We start from the raw sequence: 17,963 nt of genomic DNA, 5'->3' as shown, positions 1-17,963 counted from the left end.
ACACTAAATATTATAGAGCCTAAAAAAAGACCTGACTAAAGTCAGATCAAAAATAACTATTTAAAAAAGGGGGTGGAAGAAATAGTCACTGAAATTCTGGGGAGATTCCTCTCTATTTCTTCCATATCTGCAAAGCGGATTACTGTGCGGCCCCTTCTACAAAAATAGTATAACATAAATTTTATTATATAGTGATTGCTTTCACAATATTTTTTTATTTTTAGAATTGATTTTTTATAATTATGTTTGTACTTATTACTAAACAAGTGTAGCTGACCTATCGTTCTGCAAGGTGCTCCTATTCATTTTCAAAAAAGTAAACCTCAATTTTACTAATTGAGGTTTACTTTTTATTTGCTTATCGGATTCATTTTAGTCAATCCACTGCTCTGCATGATCAATCAATCGTTCCACTTCTTCTAAAAACAAATGAACATGATAACCATCACAAACTGCGTGATGGACTTGAACTGAAAGAGGCAAGAATTTTTGTCCGTTTTTTTCAGTAATTTTTCCACCGGTAATGATTGGCAGTAAATGCGGTTGATTATTATTGCCAATATTTAGATTGAAACCACTAAAAGAAAACCATGGCAACAGGGATAAGGACAAGCTATTTTGAGGCGGTTGCCCTTGAGGAAACATTTTCGTATTTTTTTTATGCTTCTTTCTATTTTCCAAGTAAGCCGAATAGCAGGAATCAAAAGTTTCCAGTTGATTTTCAGTCAACCAGTTACCCTGAAAAAGGTCTCCTTCTTCAGCCATTGTTGTATAAATCGGAACTAATTTATCCCAGCAGACCAGCGTTTCACCTTCAATAAAATCCATCCGAAATTGTTCGAACTTATTGGCGGCTTTTGTCAAAAGAAAGATAACAGCTGGATAAAATTTTAGCTTCCTTTTAGTTAATTCTTCCATTAAGTGAGTGATATTGACTTCAACTGTAACACTATAAGTCGTTGCTTGGTGCAAAAAGTGATTAAAATAATCTTCTCTTGTCCAAGTTTTTCGATCAATTAAGTGATAATTCATTATTTTTCCTCCTAGTAATCTGTCATTTACAATCGTTAGGAGGAATAATCATCCGACTTTTTCATTTTTTTCATTCCTTACTTTTTATCTACTCGCACCCAAAATGTCCGCTGATAATAGTTGACCCATCCAAAGCTTAACAGGAGAACAACAAGTAAAACAGGAACATTCAACAGCCAAAAATCAATCGTGTAGGCGGCTAGTCCGTATAATAATAATAAAATACTGCTTATAATTATGGAACCAATCATCATTGCAACCATTCCTAAATTTCCTGAACCACGTGTAAATAATTGATTGATATTCGTCCAACTTAACAACATTAACCGATAATCTCGAGCAAAATAACGCAAGGACAAGAGATAACTCCCTAATAAAGCTCCCAGAACCAAACTCAGGATGAAAAGTAGTGGCAAATGAAAGAGAAAACCACCCAATAATGCAATCACACTAGTAATACTCATCTGCAACAAACAACCAAAACGAAATTTTTCCTTTAAATAGTTTTTCATAGAAATCGGCAAAGATCGGATAACTAAAAAATTGCTTTGGTCAAGGGAGATCATATTACTAATGAAGGAGGTTTGATTGACAGTCAAAAAGGCCAATGCGACTCCTGCTAAAAAGACAACTCCGATCAATCGGCCATCCAAATCACTTAAATTAATTCCGCCACCTAGAGCAAAAGCAACAATAAAAATAACCGGCGTCATCAATGACGTTGAGATCACCTGCATGATGAGATTTGGATCACGAACTAATTGGGAATTATAATTGAACAACAATTGCCGTAAATTTTGATTGGCTTTATGTTTTCGTTTAGAACCAACATTTGAGTTTGACGCTGTCAATTGATCATATAACTTTGGTAAAACCAATTGTTTGATAATCAATCCAAATCCTGCAGCTAACCCAATGGTTCCCAACCAACTCAATAAACCAGAGGAAGAAAAGGGTTGTTTCACTGCATAAAACAAAGGCAATAAAAAAGGAATCGCCCCACGATCAGCCGTACCTGATCCAATGGTAGAAGTTTGATTATTCATGACTAAAATACCGATGACCGCAATCCCCATTGAACCACCCAGTAACAAGCTGGTGACTAACTTTTTGTGTTTCTGAAAAAAAGCAGTCCGCGCCAAACCAAAAACAATCAAACTACAGATACTAAAAATAATCATCAAAAAAAGACTAAACAATAAAATCGAAGCAATCACAACAACCGGCAGAAAAATTCCTGCTTTCCACCCCGTCAGTAAGAACAAAACCATTAATGGTAGAACGAAGGGAATAATCGTTAGTGCTACGACCAAGATTTTTGCCAGAAAAATTTGGCTTTTCATGAAAGGTAATGGTAGAAAAGATTCCAAATCATTCCCTTCAAAGAAAACATTGTAGATCACCGATATTCCTTGAGATAATGCTAGCAGACCAAACAACGCCACGTAGTAGGTAAAAAATCCCGGCATTCGGCTAAAATCAATCAAAAACATCGTAAAACCATAAATCATCAAAAAGAGAATCCCTGATAATACATATTGATTCAAAATCGAACGCGTAAGACGTGAGCCAGTTTTCCCGCTTTTTCGTGCTTTATCTGTTGCTTGGGGATTAACGTAACGAAGATTGACTCGTGTCAGTTCAGCTAATTGGCGTTTACTCATTCTGTTCACGCTCCAATTCTGCAGCCCGTTCTCCTTGTCTACCTGCCATTTTCAAATAGATGGTTTCCAGTGTCTCATTTGGAGATTGTTGCAATAATTCAGTGACCGAACCATTGTAAATCAACTCTCCTTTTTTCAAAATAGCAATTTCATCACATAATTGTTGCGCAGTGTCTAACACATGGGTTGAAAAAATAACTGTTTTTCCTTTTGCTGCGTGGGTTTTCATCATTTCCTTTAAATCAAAAGCTGCTTGCGGATCAAGTCCTTGCAAGGGTTCATCTAAAACCCAAATTTCCGGATCCGGCAGTAATGTACCGATCAACACTGTTTTTTGTCGCATTCCATGAGAGAAGCTGGCAATAGTTTCTTCTTGATGGCTCTGCATATCAAACAAGCTCGTTAGTTCAGCCAAACGTGTCGTCTTTTTCTCTGCCTCTAATTCATATGCTGCCGCAATCAAATCCCAATACTCTCCTGCAGTTAGTTGCAAAAAAATATCTGGTGAATCCGGAACATAACCGATTTTCTGTTTGATTGCCATTCGGTTTTCTTCTAAATCCATTCCATCAACGGTGATTTTTCCCGATGATGGTTGAATAATACTCACTAGACTCTTGATTGTCGTCGATTTTCCTGCGCCATTGTGTCCTAAAAATCCAAAAATTTCTCCCTGTTTAATTGTGAGTGTCAGTTCCTTCAACGCCTGCGTATTTCCATAATTCTTATTCACGCCAACAAATTCAATCATTCCCTACACCTTTCCAAAAAAGTTTTATTATCCTCTATTGTACCTCTTGTGAACTAACAAGGTAAATAAATATTAAAATAATCTGAAAGCAGTCTAAACTCAAACTATCCTTCAGATTCTTTGCTTACTTATCTCCCCATGGCAGATCTGTTGTCAACAAGGATGCAAATTCTTTGTATTCATCCCGTTCCTGCAATCGATGTAACCGTCGTTTTTCGTATCCTGCACAAACCATCTTTTCTTCCTCCGTCTCTGGTTCCACCTTTGGCACGACAAAATCAATTTCTTCATTCATATGAGAAGGAACTGCCACAAAAGTTGTGAAACAGGTTGCTGCTAAGTAGCGCTCCCCTGTAGTTAGATTTTCACCGATTACTTTGACGAAAACCTCCATCGATTTATGGTGGGTCCCTGATACATAGGATTCGACACAGACTGAGTGATTCTCATGTAACGGTTTTAAAAAATTCAAATTATCTAGAGAGGCGGTTACTGCACCTCTTCGGCAATGACGTGTCACAGAAATTGAAGCTGTATCGTCAATTAGAGTCATCAGTTTTCCACCAAATAAAAAGCCAAAAGGATTCAAATCAAAGGGGAAAATCCGATGGGTCTGAATTGCCCGTGATGTACGGCAGTAATAAAAATCTTTCAAATATTCTCGCTCCATTCATTGGTAGTGATGGCTAGAGTATAGCATAAGAAAAGAAAATAGACAGATTGAAAACAAGATTTATTTGCATTGCACCACAAAAAAAGACGAGGAATTCTCGTCTTTTTTGTAAAAATAATTATCTAATTAATCTTCGTCATCCTCATCGTCTTCTTCTACCAAACCGTCCCAAGCAGTTTTTCCCAACAATGCTTGCACCGTCCGAATCACATGATTATTGTACCCGCGCAATTCCACAAAAAAGGCGGATAATGCTGGGCGATTTTCCTTTTGAGCCAATAAAATTGCACGGTCAACAAAAAGATTTGCAGTAGTGATATCATGCGCTGTTTCATCCAATAACTCTGCTGCATCATAATATTTTATGCGAGGATCTTCATTCATTTTTGCGTATTGGGTATATTCTGCGACGGTTGAAGGTGGCAATTCATTTTCATCCAATAAAATAGCGCCCAGACGATCCAGCCATGTCCGATTTTCTGCAATCAAGTTTTCATAGAATTCTTGTAACGCGATGGCTTGTGGTCCTTTCACATACCATAATGCTTGATGCAACTTAACATCAAAGTACCAAAAATTTGCAACGATATGTCCGCTCATGGCTCCGGCTGTTGGTTTATGATGATCAATATCAGCTTGTTTGACTTCTGCTTGATAGTTTGTTTCGATTACATCTTTTTCTGTCATGTTATTTTCCTCCAATTTTTATAACTCAGCGACTTTCACTTTTTGAACTTCATAGCCTAATTTATTGACGACATCACTTAATTGTTCTGGGGAAGTTTGAGTATCGTCAAAATTTGCTTTCACTTTGCTGGCATTAAACAAGACTTTTACATTGCTGACACCGGGTTGATTGTTCATTGCATGTTCAATTTTTGTTAAACAAGAGGGGCAAGTCAGCGCATCTAATTGTAAAGTGATTTTTTTACTCATGGAAATTTCCTTCTTTCTCTTTTCTATGTACCTAGTATAGGTCTTAGTCGAAAGAAAAAAATTGACAGCTATCAAGTTTTTTATTTTTCCCAAAATAATTTACGGTGGAAACGATTTTATAATCTCAGCGACTCGTGTATAATTGAAAAAAAGGAGCGTGACAAAATGATTATCACAACAACTAATCAAGTCGAACAGCACACGATCACCAAGTACCAAGGAATCGTTTTTGGTGAGGTGATCACCGGAATCAATGTATTCAAAGACATTGGTGCTAGTGTACGTAATGTATTTGGTGGCCGTTCTCGAAGCTATGAAGATGAACTGACGGCAGCCAGAGAAGAAGCCATTGCCGAAATGGTTCAGCGGGCAAAAAGGTTTGATGCAGATGCCATTGTTGGCATGAAAATGGATTATGAAGTATTAGGTTCAGATAATGGCATGCTGATGGTCACCTGTAGTGGTACCGCAGTCACCCTTGATCGTTAAATACCATTTAGAATAAATCCAGTGACTCAGAAAAATCATTCTGGGTCTTTTTTGTTCATAATGAATTATTTTATTATTTAAAAATGACTATAAAATGCGTTTTCCTTTTCCTTTCTAGTGCTTTTCGTTAAGATTAAATTATCAAGTGAAAAGGAGCGCTAAAAATGACTGAACCGATTTTAAAAGATCCTCGAGAATTGTATCATCCAGAAAAATTTAAAAAGCAGGATCAGGATACCCCAGCGTTACAAACGGAGATGTCTCCCAATCCTGATTGTGGAGAAGAAAGTTATGTCGGCCATCATAAATTGGAAAATCGACGTGTCTTAATTACTGGTGGTGACTCTGGAATTGGTCGGGCAGCAGCGATTGCCTACGCTCGTGAAGGAGCAGACATTGCCCTACAGTTTTTTCCGGGTGAAGAAAAAGATGCCCGTGAAGTGGCTAAATACATTAAAGAAGCCAATCGCAAAGTGATTTTACTTCCTTATGATTTACGCGATGAAGAAGCACCTGCAAAGATGGTAGAACAAACAGTCAAAGAATTAGGCGGTTTGGATACATTGGTTCTAAATGCGGCGCAACAAATTTCACAACCAGGGATTGGTAAAATCCCAATCCAACAAGTAAAAGATACTTTCATGGTCAATATTATTTCGATGTTCTCCCTTGTACAGGCTGCGGAACCACATTTGCCTGCCGGCGGTGCGATCATCACAACGACTTCTGTTCAGGCATTCAACCCTAGCAGTCATTTGACGGATTATGCAGCAACAAAAGCGGCAATCGCAAATTTCACTGTGAATCTCGCAAGACAATTTGCTGAAAAAGGCATCCGTGTCAACGGCGTTGCTCCGGGACCAATCTGGACACCATTGCAACTCGATCAAGGACAACCCCAAGATGCAATTCCAGAATTTGGGCAAAATAGCTTACTGGGACGAGCAGGACAACCGGCAGAACTTGCACCGATTTATGTTTTTTTAGCATCAAATGATGCGAGCTTTGTGACTGCACAAATTTATGGCATTACCGGTGGCGAAGCGATTAATTTATAATTGCTTCTTCCACCATTCTGTATAAAAAATTTGAGAGGAGTACTAACATGAGTAAAATTATTCAAGGAAATTTCCCAAATTTAGAAGCTGCTGAGGTTGTAGCTGAAAAATTAATTGCTAGCGGTTACCCCAAGGAGTCAATCAGTCTGATCGTTGATAAACAATTTCTTCCGGAAATCCAAAAGAAAACAGCTTTGCGCGTAGAAACAAGCTTTACCGTTGAGGCTGATGATGCAGAAGACTCACTATGGGAAAGAATCAAAGATTTCTTCGACGGCGATCAGGATACCTTCAAAGAAAAAATCAAAGATTATCAAATAGAATTAGCAAAAGGCAATATTTTGGTGGCTTACGATGAAGAATTGGTAGATAATGCTCCAACAACGATTCCTACAATCGATGAGCAGGATTTAAAAGAAACTCATGCCGAAGAAACAGCTGATTTGGTAAATAAAGAAGTGAAAAACACGGAAATCCCTCCAACAAATATTCCGGAAAGAGAAACCAAAATTGTTCCGGATTTAACAAAATCAAAAGGACCTGACCATCAGATTCATGAGTGAGGATTTTGATAATTATCGGAAATGAGTCTATCCATTTTTAATTTTTGCTGGCACTGATGTGGTGCTGGCTTTATTTTTTATGACATCATTAAAAAAATTCCTAAACCTTTTTTATACTTTATAAATATCTCAAAAAAGAATGGATGTTTAAGAAATTAATTCCTATTTCCTAAGCACCCATTCTTTTTTATTGATCTTCCTTGACATATTTTCTCAATAGATAGCAAGGTGTGCAGCTCCATGCATGACAATAACTATTAATCATTGCATCTCCATAGGGTGACAATTCTGGATCTTCAGGGACATAAACCTCCCAAAAGGTATCCGCCCCCTTTTTTACCATACCTCCCCAATAGTCTTTTATTAAGTCCAGTGCTTCTTTTTGTAATCCTTCTTGAAACAATGCTTCCACAAAGTGATGGTACATGTATGGAGAAGTACATTGAATTTGTTGATCTTTTGGGATTTCTAACAACGAAACAAGAATACTCTTTCGAAAGGCAGAATCCTTTATTTTTGCCAAAATCATCCATGCTTGACTATGAACAGAGATTTGTTCATTTTTAGGATCAACGAATAAGTTTCTCTTGCTATTAAAAGTATCTTTTAGCGTCCATTCTTCCATCTTATCAATAGCACTAGATACTTTATTCTCAATACTTGCATCCTTCATAATTCTTGCTAGCTCTCTTAAACGTTTATAGGAATAAATAAAAATACCTTGGATTGCAATTTGTTTATTCAATTGACTACTCCAATCAACAAATGCCCACCATCCTTCTGGTATTTTGATTTCTCCATCATCTGTCATATATTTATCTAGGCATTCTACTTGCTTTACCGCTGTGGAGTAGAGATCACTAAGAACTACATCATCTTTTTCCTCTAAATAATAGGAAAGCAATGTATCAATAAAAAATAAACTGTAATCCGCTAAAAATGTATCATCAGGAATTAACTTTGGCTTTACAAATACATTTGCAGATACCTGACCATCTTGTGTCGTTTTAGCTGCGAATAGATAAAGACATTTTTTTACTAAATCATTCACTTGAAACGTTTTATAGTTTGCTAACGCCTGTAATCGTAAATCACCTAGCCATAAACGACGATCCCTTTTTGGTCCATCTTCAAATACATCCTGCATGCAATGCGCCAACGTTTTCTGAGAAATATAGTCTATTTTTTGTAACAATTTATCTGAGCTTTTAAACACACGTATATTGTTGAAATCAGCAGAACTTTCTGTTCGGCAACGTAGCTGTATATTCAAATTATATTTCGGTGATGTATCTACTACCTCTATTTTGAGATATCGGAAAGCAAAACGTCTAGATAAAGCTATTCTTTGAGGTAACTCATCCACAGTTAGCAACTCTTCTTGTAGCCAAGAGGAGGAAAGATCTCCATGATAACTTTTAGGGCTGCGCTTAATTTCGTTTATCGTTTCGCCAAAAAAAAGATGGATTTTTGCTGGAGCATCTGGGGGGCTTCCAACAGATGACAAATTCAAACTAATCTTTCCCACTAGATGGTCACCAAAATCAACAAAACAACTATCTTTTGGAGCTAATAAAATCCCTTCTTCAGAATACTTTTCGTTGAAATTTACTTCGCTATTTTCTGCTTTTGTAATTCCAAAATTTATTGGAATTATTTGTTCATAAAATTTTTTAATCCGAATACTATCAGCTTTTTTTAATAATGAATAATCTGTTTGAAACTTAATGTTATTGTTAATTTGAAATTCCAAAAGAACTAGTCTCCCTTCCTATAAAAATATAATCCCACATTTTAATAATCAGTCCAAAAATGAATAACATAGAAAAAAATGAAATTTTGAATCCTAATACAAGTACTCCAGCTGCTAAAGTTAGAAACAATAAGTTTTTAACACCTTTTTTTAAAAATAAAAATAGTCCTTTTTTCAGAAGATTATTTCCTGAAGCTGTCCCGCTCTCCTCTAAAATAGTTACTAAGAATAGTAGCAGTAGAAAGGCAAATAAAAGATTAGCCGTAGACAAAGTAGCGCTGAAAAAAGTATCTGTGGTCAGTAAATATAAATTCCCAATCAAAATAAACATCAAGAAATTCAATCCTGTAAACTGTTGCCAATTTTTTTTTATTGAGTTTTTGAATTCTTTACAAAACACTCTAACAATGGTTGAAGTATTTTTGGTCTTTGTTACTTTCAGTAGGGCACTAAGGGATGGATAAAAAGTTAAGGATGTTAAAAAATATATAGGTAAAAATTCAAATTTAAGATCAATTACAAAAAATATTTGAAAAAAAATAACGTTTGATACCAAAAAGCAGCTGTTCAATAAGACTATCTCATAAATAAAATCAAAAATCTGTGGAAAATATTTCAATCTACTTTTCATCTTACTCAACCTTTCACAGCCCCGGCTGAAATTCCACTAACAAAATATTTTTGAAGTAAGGAGAATAGAATAATTAACGGGATTGCGCACAGTATACATGCTGCAAACAGCACACTCCATTGTGCCGGATTCTCTTTATCCCCAAGGAAATTTAACATGGTAATTGGTAAACTCATTTCTGACTGTTTGTTAACAAAAATAAGTGGATAGAAGTAATCATTCCAAATCCAAATTCCTTGTGTGATGACCACAGACACAGTTGCTGGAGCTAATAATGGAAAAACAATCTTAAAAAACCGGGTAAATAGATTAGCTCCGTCTAAATAGGCAGATTCTTCTATCTCGGCCGGAACAGTTCTCATAAATCCGGTATATAAAAATGTTGAGAATGGAATACTACAAGTGATAAACATAATCATTGGTGTAAAACGATTACTAGGAATGCCTAATGTTGTAAATACCTGAGCAATTGGAATTACGACCATCTGACCAGGAATTACTAATCCTGAAATAAATAAGATATACAAAAATTTACTTAGCTTACTGTTAATTCTTCCAAGAGGATATGCTGCCATTGATGCAACTAACACTACGACAATCACACTTCCCAATGTTGTAATTAGGCTATTTGCAAAAGAATTAACAAAATTCATTTTTTCAAAAGCGGTTTGATAACTTTCGAATGTCATTGCTGAAAATAATTTTAATGGTGAGGTTGTATCTCCAGGACTCTTAAATGAAGTCGAAAGAGCAATCAATAGTGGTGCTAGTGTTATGATTAGAAAAATGATGATGCCTAAATGAATGAGCAGGCGATTAAATTTTGGTTTCAATCCATTTCACGCTCCTTTTTATTCATGAAAATCAATAAGAATGCTGTAATTAGTATAATGACAATAAACGCAACGACTGAAAAAGCTGCTGCTTTTCCAAATTGCTGTTCAGTAAAAGCCATTTTGTAAATAGAAAACATCAATGTATTTGTTGAATCACCGGGTCCACCATTTGTCATTATGAATGGATAATCAAAAGCCTTCAAACCGTTAATAACAGATAAAATAATATTAATAGTTATTGACGGAGCTAACAGGGGTATTTTTACGAACCGGATCAGTTGTGTATCTGTGCATCCATCCATTTTTGCTGATTCCAAAATTGAATCATCTATTGTTTGAAGTCCCGCTAGGTAGATGATCATTGTTTGGCCAACATTCTTCCAAATATCCACAATTGTAATACCATAAAGTGCTTTTCCATAGTCTCCAAGAATATTAAAACTACTACCATCTATCCCAAAAGTATTCATTACTGACGCAATTAGACCTGATTGTGGCATATACACATAGCTCCAAATAAAACCGATAACAATCGCACTAAATAAAGCCGGGATATACGCTGCTGATCGGTAAAATGTCATACCTTTTATTTTACTATTTAGTGCAAATGCCAAAGCTAAAGCTAAAACGTTTCCACCAATTACTAGCAAAATAGTATAAATTAAAGTGTTTTTGATTGAATTTGTTAATATTCCTGAACTCCAAATTGCCTTGAAATTTTCAAATCCTACATTATCGTAATTTTGATTAAATCCATTAAAATTTGTTACACTATATGTAAACAGCTTCAAAAATGGCCAAATCCAAAAAATTCCAAAAATAATTATTGCTGGCAGAACAAAAAGAAAGAGCCGATTATTCATTACCAATGATTGATTTTTTTTAAAAAACTTTTCTTTTAAACGACCCCTGCTTTTTGGAATAGTCTCTTTTTTCTCCATATCTTTCATTCCTCTCAAAAATCTAAAAGCAGGCAGCTAACTTAACAAAATAGACCTGCCTGCTCTTAGCTTTACACAAAATTATTTCAACTCTTCAAATTTCTTTTGCATTGCTTCAGCAACATCTTCCGGAGAAAGTTTATTTGTTCCAATCATTTCACTAAACTTCGCTTGCATTTCAGTCTCAGTCCCTGAAGGCCAAGCTTGATTACACCAATAGAAGGAGTGACCTTCATCAAATGCAGGTTGAACCTGATTGAAGACGTCATTACTCAGTTCAATTCCTTTATAAGTCGTAAACGAGGTAGCTGTTTTGATCCAAGAATTGAATAAATCAGATTCACCATCTGTCATTTCATTAAAGATATCTTTTAACATATCCTTATGCTCACTTTTTGACCCGATAGCAAAACCTGCCCCAGTGGCTGCTGCAATATAGGTTTCTCCATTTTCATTAGCCGGTAATCCAAAAAATCCGAGATCAAAATCTACTTTTTCAAATGCCGGAAAACTAAAATCACCGTCAAAAATCATGGCCGCTTGTTGATCCTTAAATGTTTGTTGTGCCTGAGGTTGCCCTAACCCTAAAGAATTCTCACTAACATATCCTTTATCATATAATTCTTTATACATGGTAATTGTTTTAACCCACTCTGGATCGGTAAATTTTGTTTTTCCATCATACAATTCGTCATCAAAACTAGTATTTTCAGGATAAACTTGATTGGCCGCAATCTGGTACATACCAAACTGAATCATAAATGAATCTTTATCACCCATAACGATTGGAGTAATTCCAGCATTTTTTAACTTTTCACAAGCGTCAAGAAATTCTTGCCAGTTTGTTGGTAATTCAACTCCATTTTTTTCAAAAACATCTTTGTTATACCAGGTACCCAAAACACCAATTGTACTTGACAAGGCATAGGGCTTACCTTCATAGGACATATCGTCTTTTCCTTGATCAATCAGTTTATCCCAATTTTTCAAATCACTTAAATCCTCAATATATCCAGCTTTAGCCATCTCCTCAACTGAACTCGCACTCGCTTTTTTGGGTTGAACTAAAAAGAGATCCGGTGACTGACCCGTTGACAACTTACTTTTTAATGCGGTGTAGTATTGATCGTCTGGTAATAAAGTTGTTTCAACTTTGTAATCCGGATATTTTTTTTCTACAATCTCCTTGAAAGAATCTAAAAAGACTCCCTGCGTACCATCCTTGACTCCCGAAGCCATGACAGTGATTGTTTCTTCTTTTCCTGAGTCTCCTTCTGCTTTACCACCTCCACCACAACCAGATAGAATTCCTAATGTAATAAGACCAACTGCTGATAACATAATTGCTTTCTTCATTTTTTTCCTCCCTTTCTTTCTTACATTCTTATCATACTGAATTTGAAGTTATCTTTTTTTGTTTTTCATGGTATACTTTTTTTGGATTTGGAGGAATATTAAATGAGTATCAATAAACAGCTTCAATGGAGCACTTTCTTAATTACAACGCTTTCTCTTTTCATATTATTATTCTTATCCTTCACGATTTATTACCAATCATTGCAAAGCAATTTGAAAGCGGATACTAAAATTGCTTTGGATCGCAGTGCTAATATCATTGAAAATCGAATTGACGAAATTGATATTCTTACAGAAAAAGCTCAGTTCTTTTCAAAAAGTTCCTATGATCTAATGTCAGATTTAAGAAAATATCAATCCAATCGTTTTTATTCCCTAGAAGAATTTTTTCATTCAGAACAAGAAATAAAAGCAATTTTCAGAACTCTAATCTATCGAATGGATTATATTAATTTTTTTGCACTTGTTCTTCCAAATGGCCAAATTATTTCTTATTCGAATACTCAAAAAGATTTTCTCTTTGGATATAACCCTTTGTCTGATCCGTGGTATGAACAGGCGGTCAAAAATAAAGGCGACTTATCCATTTCTGTTGTTAAGAAAAACAATATCATCGTCAATAACGACGGCGAACCCACCTTGCTTTTTTCTCGTGGAATCTATGACTTTTATTCAAAAAAATTACTTGGTACTTTTGTTATCAATTGCGAACCACAATTTTTTAATTTTATTTCTGATGATTTTCCTGACAAGGTGATGGGATTTTCAATTAAAGATATAGAAAGTAAACAAGTACTCTACAGCTATTCAGATAAAAAAACAGCTTTCACACATAAAATGGTGAAAAAAATCAATGACGGCCAGCAACCGTTGAACTTAACAGCAAAAATTGATATAACTGAATATTTCCAAATATTACTAAAAATTCTGTTGTATACGCTGTTTGTCTTACTTATGGTTCTACTATTTGCTTTTTTGGGTTCGAAACTATTCTCCCAGAAATTCACAAAACCAATCGTTGCACTCTCTAAAGATATGAATGAAAAAAATCGATTAGATCAGCTCAAGATAAATATAGAATATATTAATAGAAAAGATGAGATAGGGACATTATATCGGGAATTTGATCATCTTTTGGCTTCTCAACAAATATATATGAAACAAAAAATAGACTATGAAAAATCATTAATGCAATCTGAACTAAACGTTTATAAAAATCAAATCGATTCACATTTCTTATACAACACATTGGAATCGATTAATTCTATTGCTGAAATTGAAGATTTAGAGGATATTTCCTCTATGACTATTTCGCTTTCAAAAATGTTCAGATACGCATCTAATGGCTTCGTTAACATTGCAACGCTAAGAAATGAGATTGAAAATGTCGAAGATTATTTAACAATTCAAAGAGTACGATTTCAAAATTCATTTGATTTTATTATCTTTACAACTCAGCCAGATTTATTAGAACAACAGGTCCCAAAACTTATTTTACAACCCGTTGTAGAAAACGCCATTTTTCATGGATTGAACCGTGGTGGCATATCCGGAAAAATTAGACTTTTTCTTTCTCTAACCAAGAATAACTTACTTATCCGTATTTACGACAATGGAGTCGGTATGACAAAAGAGCAACTGAGGGAACTAAATGATGATTTATTGAATGCAATGTCCATCGTTAGAGAACGGACTTCACATATTGGGCTCATTAACATTGAAGCGAGAATTAAAAATATTTACGGAAACCATTATGGAATTTCTGTGTACAGTCATTTTGGAAGAGGTACCTTAGTTGAAATCAGATTGCCTACAACAAAAATGGAGGAACAATAATCATGTATAGTTACTTACTAGTAGATGATGAAGTATTAATTCGAAAAGGGACATTAAAAAAAATAGAAAAACTCTCGCTGCCTATCTATTGTAGTGCTGACCTAAATAATGGAAATGAGGCAATTGAATATCTTAAAAATGCAACAGTTGATTTTATTATCACTGACATGGATATGCCTGAAGTAAATGGTATAGAATTTTTAAATTTCTTACAAAGTAATTTCCCAGAATTACCGATTATTGTTATCAGTGGCTATCGAAATTTTGATTATATGCAAAAGTCTGTCCAAGCAAACGCGGTAAACTACATTCTCAAGCCCTTCAATCGTGAAGATATTCTTCAATCTTTAAAAACGGTGCTTAGTAAGTTGGAAATAAAACAACAGCAAACGTCAAATAAAATAGAAGTAATAGCAAATTGCATTTTAGGAAACAAAACCGAGATAGGTTTTCAATCACTGAAAGAGTTACTGCAAGAAGCACATACTCCTTGTCTCCTTCTTTTAGAGTACTGGAACTCTACGATAACTGATCCAAATATTTTGTTCAAATTCAATCTCCCTGATTATCCTTTAACTATTCTTATAATTGAAAAGGAAAAAATCGCATCACTTAGTTTCTTAAAAGATTACTTGGCTGGGGTGAGTCAGCCGATTACTTCGATATTTGAAGTTGATCAAACTTTTCAACAATGTATCTCTGCCTTGAATTTCAGAACGATGGAAAGTCCTAAACTAGTTTTTTATCAATACAATCAAGAAATTAAAGAACCCAAATCGATTCAGTCCATATTTCCCTATACTATGGAAATCCAATATTTAGTCGAAAGTGGCAAAAAACAAGAAGTAGCAAAGTTTTTGCCTGAATACTTCTTTCAAATTCTTGAAAGAGAAAAAATTACTTTACTTACACTAAAGAAGATAGGTTTTGGGCTGCTTGAAAAAATAAAATTAGTCATTGATGATATTTTTCATCTTGAATCTAATTACACTCTTCCAACCGTCTATACTGAATTGATGGAGCACAGATTTACCTTTGAAGAAGTAGTTGATTTTTTCACGACATTTCTTGTAAATATTTCAGAATCTCTATCCTATGAACAGATCTATTCTTCGACGGATATCATTGAGAATGTTCAAACATATCTAAGATTACATTATCGCGAACGTATCAGCCTTGACTTTATTGCTGATACTTTTTACATCAACCAATCCTACTTATCTTCCCTTTTTAAAGAAAAAACTGGCATTAAATATGTTGATTATATCAACACACTTCGAATTGAAGAAGCAAAAAATCTATTAGCTAAAACTACCAAGAAAACAGCTAATATCGCAAGAACTGTGGGCTATGAAAATGAGAAATATTTCTTTCGAGTTTTTAAAAAATTTACCGGATTTACCCCAGAACAATTTAGGAAGAGTAATTCTAACACTATCAAGTAATTTTATCCTTACTCTTTTGCTGCTTTAACCTCTCTGTCAAAAAAAACAAGCGGCCCCTTCAAAGGATCGCTTGTTTCATTTATTCTTCTACTTTTTCCGCTAGTACTGACTCAAATAAATCTTCATCCAGACCAATCATAATAAAATCATCAAAAACAGTAATCGGTCTTCTCAAAATTGTTGGATGCTGACACAAGATCTCAACTGCAACTTCATTGTGCAAGTCGTCTATTTCAATCTCCAGCCGTTGAAATTCTTCACACCATTCTGCAATCAGTTTGGCTGTATTTCCAGAACAACGATTAACAAGTAGCTTAGCATCTTCTAACGCCAAAGTAGAGCCGTTTACTTCCACTTCCTCAAAATCCAGTTCATGTTCAGTCAACCAGTGCTTTACTTTTTTACAAGTTAAACATGCTGTCGATCCAAAGACCTTGATCATCCTCAACACCCTCTTTACTTGATCACCTTGTTAAAAACAAAATGGACTTTAGTCACAAAGTAATTGTAACAATTCCCGATTGTTTTAATCAAATAAAAAGGACTTTTTTTATAATTTTGACGAAATTTTATCTTAGATGTTTTTATTATCTTGTTTTGTGCTACCGTTTCTTACTCTGATAACATAGTTTTTTCTCGCCCATCTTTCACATAAACAACCACCCGAAACTGGCGCTCTGGATGTTGCTGCAAGTTCATTGCCTGAATTCGTGCCTCAAAAATATCTCCATGACCAAAATACAGCATCGTACTTAAAAAATCATTTTTTGCTTCTGGAACATACCCAATTTTGTGTTCTTTGTAGTAAATTGCGACTGCATTGGGATCATGGGGATTGTCTGGCTCCGGTTTAAGCTCAACAACCTGCCCCAAACTTAGTTCATCGATTACCATCAATCCGTCATAATAAGCAAACGCTGCTAAATGAAAATCTATTACAAAACGCGAACGTTCGTAGTGTCCTTCAACCATTGAAATTCCTCCATCGAGTTTCTTTTTCTTGATTGTATCACCATTTCTGAGAACCGAATAGCTGGTATTGATTAAATAGAGTGGGAAATTTTACAAAATTGTAACTTGCTTTTGCATGGTATTTTCCAAAAACGCTCTGACAAGTTCCTATTTCTTATGAAGTGCGGCTAAATTTATTCCTGATTTATTCCAAACAACTCAATTTCTGTCAAAGCTGGAAACGGTGATTCTTCCTCTGATTGTTTCAACTCGGTAAAAGTAACAGAGGTAACTTGCCGTTTAGAAAACGAAAACATTTGTCGTTGATCTGTTTTCTTTGTGTGAAAAGTTTCTTTTGATCCATCAGAAAAGATCAACGAAACCTGTTCCCAAAAATTATCATGGGGAAAATCTGCTCGGAAAGTAAACACTACTTGATCAAGACAAACTTTTCTGCCAAAATCGATGGTCAATGCAGCATCTTTTTGTTGATTGATACCCCAAGACTGAAAAGGGTACGATCCGTGGGAATGATTAGCAAATACTCCATCAATCGCATTACAAGCAAAAAAAGTCGCATCATTTCGAGTTTCTACATTTGCAAAAGCGTGAGGATAGGCACCGTTAAATTCCTTCTGATCATGAGGATTCAATGCCAAATTACGATAGCTAGAAATTTCTTCGCTTGTCGCAGTTCGGATACTTAGTACATGATCTCCCGTTGAAAAACGATGCATAGGTCCTGCTTTCACTTGTTCCGAGTCTTTTGAAATCGAATATTCCCAAAGCTGATCTTTTACATAAATCAATGAGGTATCAAGAGTTTCATCTAGCTTGGCAATAAGAAAGACATTTTTTTGATCTAAGTTCACTACAATTTTGTCTCCATCCTCGTACTTCAAATTTCTTGTCGCAAGGGATACTTCATCTGTTCCCGTAGCTTGCATTTGATGATATAATATTTCTTCTCCAGATTTTTTTTTAACTTTTTTTATATCACCCTTATGATTAAAGATACTAATTGTAATTTTAGTCATGTTTTACCCAC

The 17,963-nt window shown here is 35.1% G+C and carries 19 protein-coding genes; 5 read left to right on the top strand and 14 right to left on the bottom strand.

Translation table 11 applies throughout. The annotated features are described in order from the left end of the window. Nucleotides 1-372: 372 nt before the first annotated feature. The 6 genes from BAU16_RS06040 to BAU16_RS06015 form a co-directional block, all read right to left on the bottom strand. Nucleotides 373-1,032, bottom strand: a complete 660-nt coding sequence (locus BAU16_RS06040) for a CatA-like O-acetyltransferase (protein WP_137605952.1) — start codon at nt 1,030-1,032, stop codon at nt 373-375. Between the two features lie 77 nt (nt 1,033-1,109). Next, the gene (locus BAU16_RS06035) at nt 1,110-2,696 is read right to left on the bottom strand and encodes an ABC transporter (RefSeq protein WP_137605951.1); all 1,587 of its coding nucleotides are present in this window, start codon (nt 2,694-2,696) and stop codon (nt 1,110-1,112) included. After that, nucleotides 2,689-3,447: an ABC transporter ATP-binding protein gene (locus BAU16_RS06030; RefSeq protein WP_137605950.1), complete on the bottom strand. Its 759-nt coding sequence runs from the start codon at nt 3,445-3,447 to the stop codon at nt 2,689-2,691. Before BAU16_RS06030 ends, BAU16_RS06035 begins: the two co-directional genes overlap by 8 nt. Nucleotides 3,448-3,571: 124 nt before the next feature. After that, nucleotides 3,572-4,102, bottom strand: a complete 531-nt coding sequence (locus tag BAU16_RS06025) for an acyl-CoA thioesterase (protein ID WP_048603594.1) — start codon at nt 4,100-4,102, stop codon at nt 3,572-3,574. Nucleotides 4,103-4,246: 144 nt separating this feature from the next. After that, on the bottom strand, nt 4,247-4,807 hold the full coding sequence (locus BAU16_RS06020) for a ferritin-like domain-containing protein (RefSeq protein WP_161526731.1): 561 nt from the start codon (nt 4,805-4,807) through the stop codon (nt 4,247-4,249). Between the two features lie 18 nt (nt 4,808-4,825). After that, nucleotides 4,826-5,056, bottom strand: a complete 231-nt coding sequence (locus BAU16_RS06015) for a heavy-metal-associated domain-containing protein (protein WP_048603596.1) — start codon at nt 5,054-5,056, stop codon at nt 4,826-4,828. A 165-nt stretch (nt 5,057-5,221) separates the two neighbouring features. Here BAU16_RS06015 and BAU16_RS06010 point away from each other — a divergent pair, with 165 nt between their 5' ends. The 3 genes from BAU16_RS06010 (at nt 5,222) to BAU16_RS06000 (ending at nt 7,166) form a co-directional block, all read left to right on the top strand. Continuing rightward, complete coding sequence (locus tag BAU16_RS06010; protein WP_161526730.1) at nt 5,222-5,545, top strand: heavy metal-binding domain-containing protein; 324 nt, start codon at nt 5,222-5,224, stop codon at nt 5,543-5,545. A 164-nt stretch (nt 5,546-5,709) separates the two neighbouring features. After that, nucleotides 5,710-6,603, top strand: coding sequence for an SDR family oxidoreductase (locus BAU16_RS06005; RefSeq protein WP_161526729.1), 894 nt, complete (start codon nt 5,710-5,712; stop codon nt 6,601-6,603). Nucleotides 6,604-6,650: 47 nt separating this feature from the next. Next, complete coding sequence (locus BAU16_RS06000) at nt 6,651-7,166, top strand: hypothetical protein (RefSeq protein ID WP_048603599.1); 516 nt, start codon at nt 6,651-6,653, stop codon at nt 7,164-7,166. 187 nt (nt 7,167-7,353) lie between these two features. On the opposite strand, the gene BAU16_RS05995 is transcribed toward BAU16_RS06000, so the two are convergent. The 5 genes from BAU16_RS05995 to BAU16_RS05975 form a co-directional block, all read right to left on the bottom strand. Further along, entirely contained in the window at nt 7,354-8,919 is a 1,566-nt protein-coding gene (locus BAU16_RS05995; RefSeq protein WP_161526728.1) for an alpha-L-rhamnosidase-related protein, read from the bottom strand. Beyond that, the gene (locus BAU16_RS05990) at nt 8,903-9,550 is read right to left on the bottom strand and encodes a hypothetical protein (RefSeq protein ID WP_161526727.1); all 648 of its coding nucleotides are present in this window, start codon (nt 9,548-9,550) and stop codon (nt 8,903-8,905) included. The genes BAU16_RS05995 and BAU16_RS05990 overlap by 17 nt, the downstream gene beginning before the upstream one ends. Before the next feature lie 5 nt (nt 9,551-9,555). After that, nucleotides 9,556-10,383: a carbohydrate ABC transporter permease gene (locus BAU16_RS05985; protein WP_161526726.1), complete on the bottom strand. Its 828-nt coding sequence runs from the start codon at nt 10,381-10,383 to the stop codon at nt 9,556-9,558. Further along, nucleotides 10,380-11,327, bottom strand: coding sequence for a carbohydrate ABC transporter permease (locus BAU16_RS05980; RefSeq protein WP_202621252.1), 948 nt, complete (start codon nt 11,325-11,327; stop codon nt 10,380-10,382). Before BAU16_RS05980 ends, BAU16_RS05985 begins: the two co-directional genes overlap by 4 nt. An 81-nt stretch (nt 11,328-11,408) precedes the next feature. Next, nucleotides 11,409-12,683, bottom strand: a complete 1,275-nt coding sequence (locus BAU16_RS05975; RefSeq protein WP_161526725.1) for an ABC transporter substrate-binding protein — start codon at nt 12,681-12,683, stop codon at nt 11,409-11,411. Between the two features lie 102 nt (nt 12,684-12,785). On the opposite strand from BAU16_RS05975, the gene BAU16_RS05970 reads away from it, so the two are divergent. Both BAU16_RS05970 and BAU16_RS05965 read left to right on the top strand, forming a co-directional pair. Then, nucleotides 12,786-14,519: a sensor histidine kinase gene (locus BAU16_RS05970; protein ID WP_161526724.1), complete on the top strand. Its 1,734-nt coding sequence runs from the start codon at nt 12,786-12,788 to the stop codon at nt 14,517-14,519. A 2-nt stretch (nt 14,520-14,521) separates the two neighbouring features. Beyond that, complete coding sequence (locus tag BAU16_RS05965; protein WP_161526723.1) at nt 14,522-15,964, top strand: response regulator transcription factor; 1,443 nt, start codon at nt 14,522-14,524, stop codon at nt 15,962-15,964. A gap of 79 nt (nt 15,965-16,043) precedes the next feature. Here BAU16_RS05965 and BAU16_RS05960 read toward each other — a convergent pair whose 3' ends face one another. The 3 genes from BAU16_RS05960 to BAU16_RS05950 all read right to left on the bottom strand — a co-directional run bounded on the left by BAU16_RS05960 (nt 16,044) and on the right by BAU16_RS05950 (nt 17,952). Beyond that, nucleotides 16,044-16,406, bottom strand: a complete 363-nt coding sequence (locus BAU16_RS05960) for an ArsC/Spx/MgsR family protein (protein ID WP_161526732.1) — start codon at nt 16,404-16,406, stop codon at nt 16,044-16,046. A gap of 170 nt (nt 16,407-16,576) precedes the next feature. Beyond that, a complete protein-coding gene (locus BAU16_RS05955) occupies nt 16,577-16,936 on the bottom strand; it encodes an HIRAN domain-containing protein (RefSeq protein WP_161526722.1) in 360 nt (119 codons plus the stop codon). Nucleotides 16,937-17,109: 173 nt separating this feature from the next. Then, the gene (locus BAU16_RS05950; RefSeq protein WP_161526721.1) at nt 17,110-17,952 is read right to left on the bottom strand and encodes a hypothetical protein; all 843 of its coding nucleotides are present in this window, start codon (nt 17,950-17,952) and stop codon (nt 17,110-17,112) included. Nucleotides 17,953-17,963: the final 11 nt, after the last annotated feature.

This window comes from Enterococcus sp. JM9B (genome assembly GCF_009933265.1).
Taxonomy (GTDB): domain Bacteria; phylum Bacillota; class Bacilli; order Lactobacillales; family Enterococcaceae; genus Enterococcus_C; species Enterococcus_C songbeiensis.
Note: the sequence above shows the minus strand (reverse complement) of the source record. Positions and strands in the feature narration are given on the sequence as shown.

What these genes read in the sequence shown, in the direction of transcription:
- BAU16_RS05990 (WP_161526727.1), bottom strand. Translation starts at nt 9,550, where the DNA reads ATGAAAAGTAGATTGAAATATTTTCCACAGATTTTTGATTTTATTTAT.
- BAU16_RS06015 (WP_048603596.1), bottom strand. Translation starts at nt 5,056, where the DNA reads ATGAGTAAAAAAATCACTTTACAATTAGATGCGCTGACTTGCCCCTCT.
- BAU16_RS06035 (WP_137605951.1), bottom strand. Translation starts at nt 2,696, where the DNA reads ATGAGTAAACGCCAATTAGCTGAACTGACACGAGTCAATCTTCGTTAC.
- BAU16_RS05965 (WP_161526723.1), top strand. Translation starts at nt 14,522, where the DNA reads ATGTATAGTTACTTACTAGTAGATGATGAAGTATTAATTCGAAAAGGG.
- BAU16_RS06010 (WP_161526730.1), top strand. Translation starts at nt 5,222, where the DNA reads ATGATTATCACAACAACTAATCAAGTCGAACAGCACACGATCACCAAG.
- BAU16_RS05970 (WP_161526724.1), top strand. Translation starts at nt 12,786, where the DNA reads ATGAGTATCAATAAACAGCTTCAATGGAGCACTTTCTTAATTACAACG.
- BAU16_RS06040 (WP_137605952.1), bottom strand. Translation starts at nt 1,032, where the DNA reads ATGAATTATCACTTAATTGATCGAAAAACTTGGACAAGAGAAGATTAT.
- BAU16_RS05955 (WP_161526722.1), bottom strand. Translation starts at nt 16,936, where the DNA reads ATGGTTGAAGGACACTACGAACGTTCGCGTTTTGTAATAGATTTTCAT.
- BAU16_RS06020 (WP_161526731.1), bottom strand. Translation starts at nt 4,807, where the DNA reads ATGACAGAAAAAGATGTAATCGAAACAAACTATCAAGCAGAAGTCAAA.
- BAU16_RS06005 (WP_161526729.1), top strand. Translation starts at nt 5,710, where the DNA reads ATGACTGAACCGATTTTAAAAGATCCTCGAGAATTGTATCATCCAGAA.
- BAU16_RS05980 (WP_202621252.1), bottom strand. Translation starts at nt 11,327, where the DNA reads ATGGAGAAAAAAGAGACTATTCCAAAAAGCAGGGGTCGTTTAAAAGAA.
- BAU16_RS05975 (WP_161526725.1), bottom strand. Translation starts at nt 12,683, where the DNA reads ATGAAGAAAGCAATTATGTTATCAGCAGTTGGTCTTATTACATTAGGA.
- BAU16_RS05950 (WP_161526721.1), bottom strand. Translation starts at nt 17,952, where the DNA reads ATGACTAAAATTACAATTAGTATCTTTAATCATAAGGGTGATATAAAA.
- BAU16_RS06030 (WP_137605950.1), bottom strand. Translation starts at nt 3,447, where the DNA reads ATGATTGAATTTGTTGGCGTGAATAAGAATTATGGAAATACGCAGGCG.
- BAU16_RS06000 (WP_048603599.1), top strand. Translation starts at nt 6,651, where the DNA reads ATGAGTAAAATTATTCAAGGAAATTTCCCAAATTTAGAAGCTGCTGAG.
- BAU16_RS05960 (WP_161526732.1), bottom strand. Translation starts at nt 16,406, where the DNA reads ATGATCAAGGTCTTTGGATCGACAGCATGTTTAACTTGTAAAAAAGTA.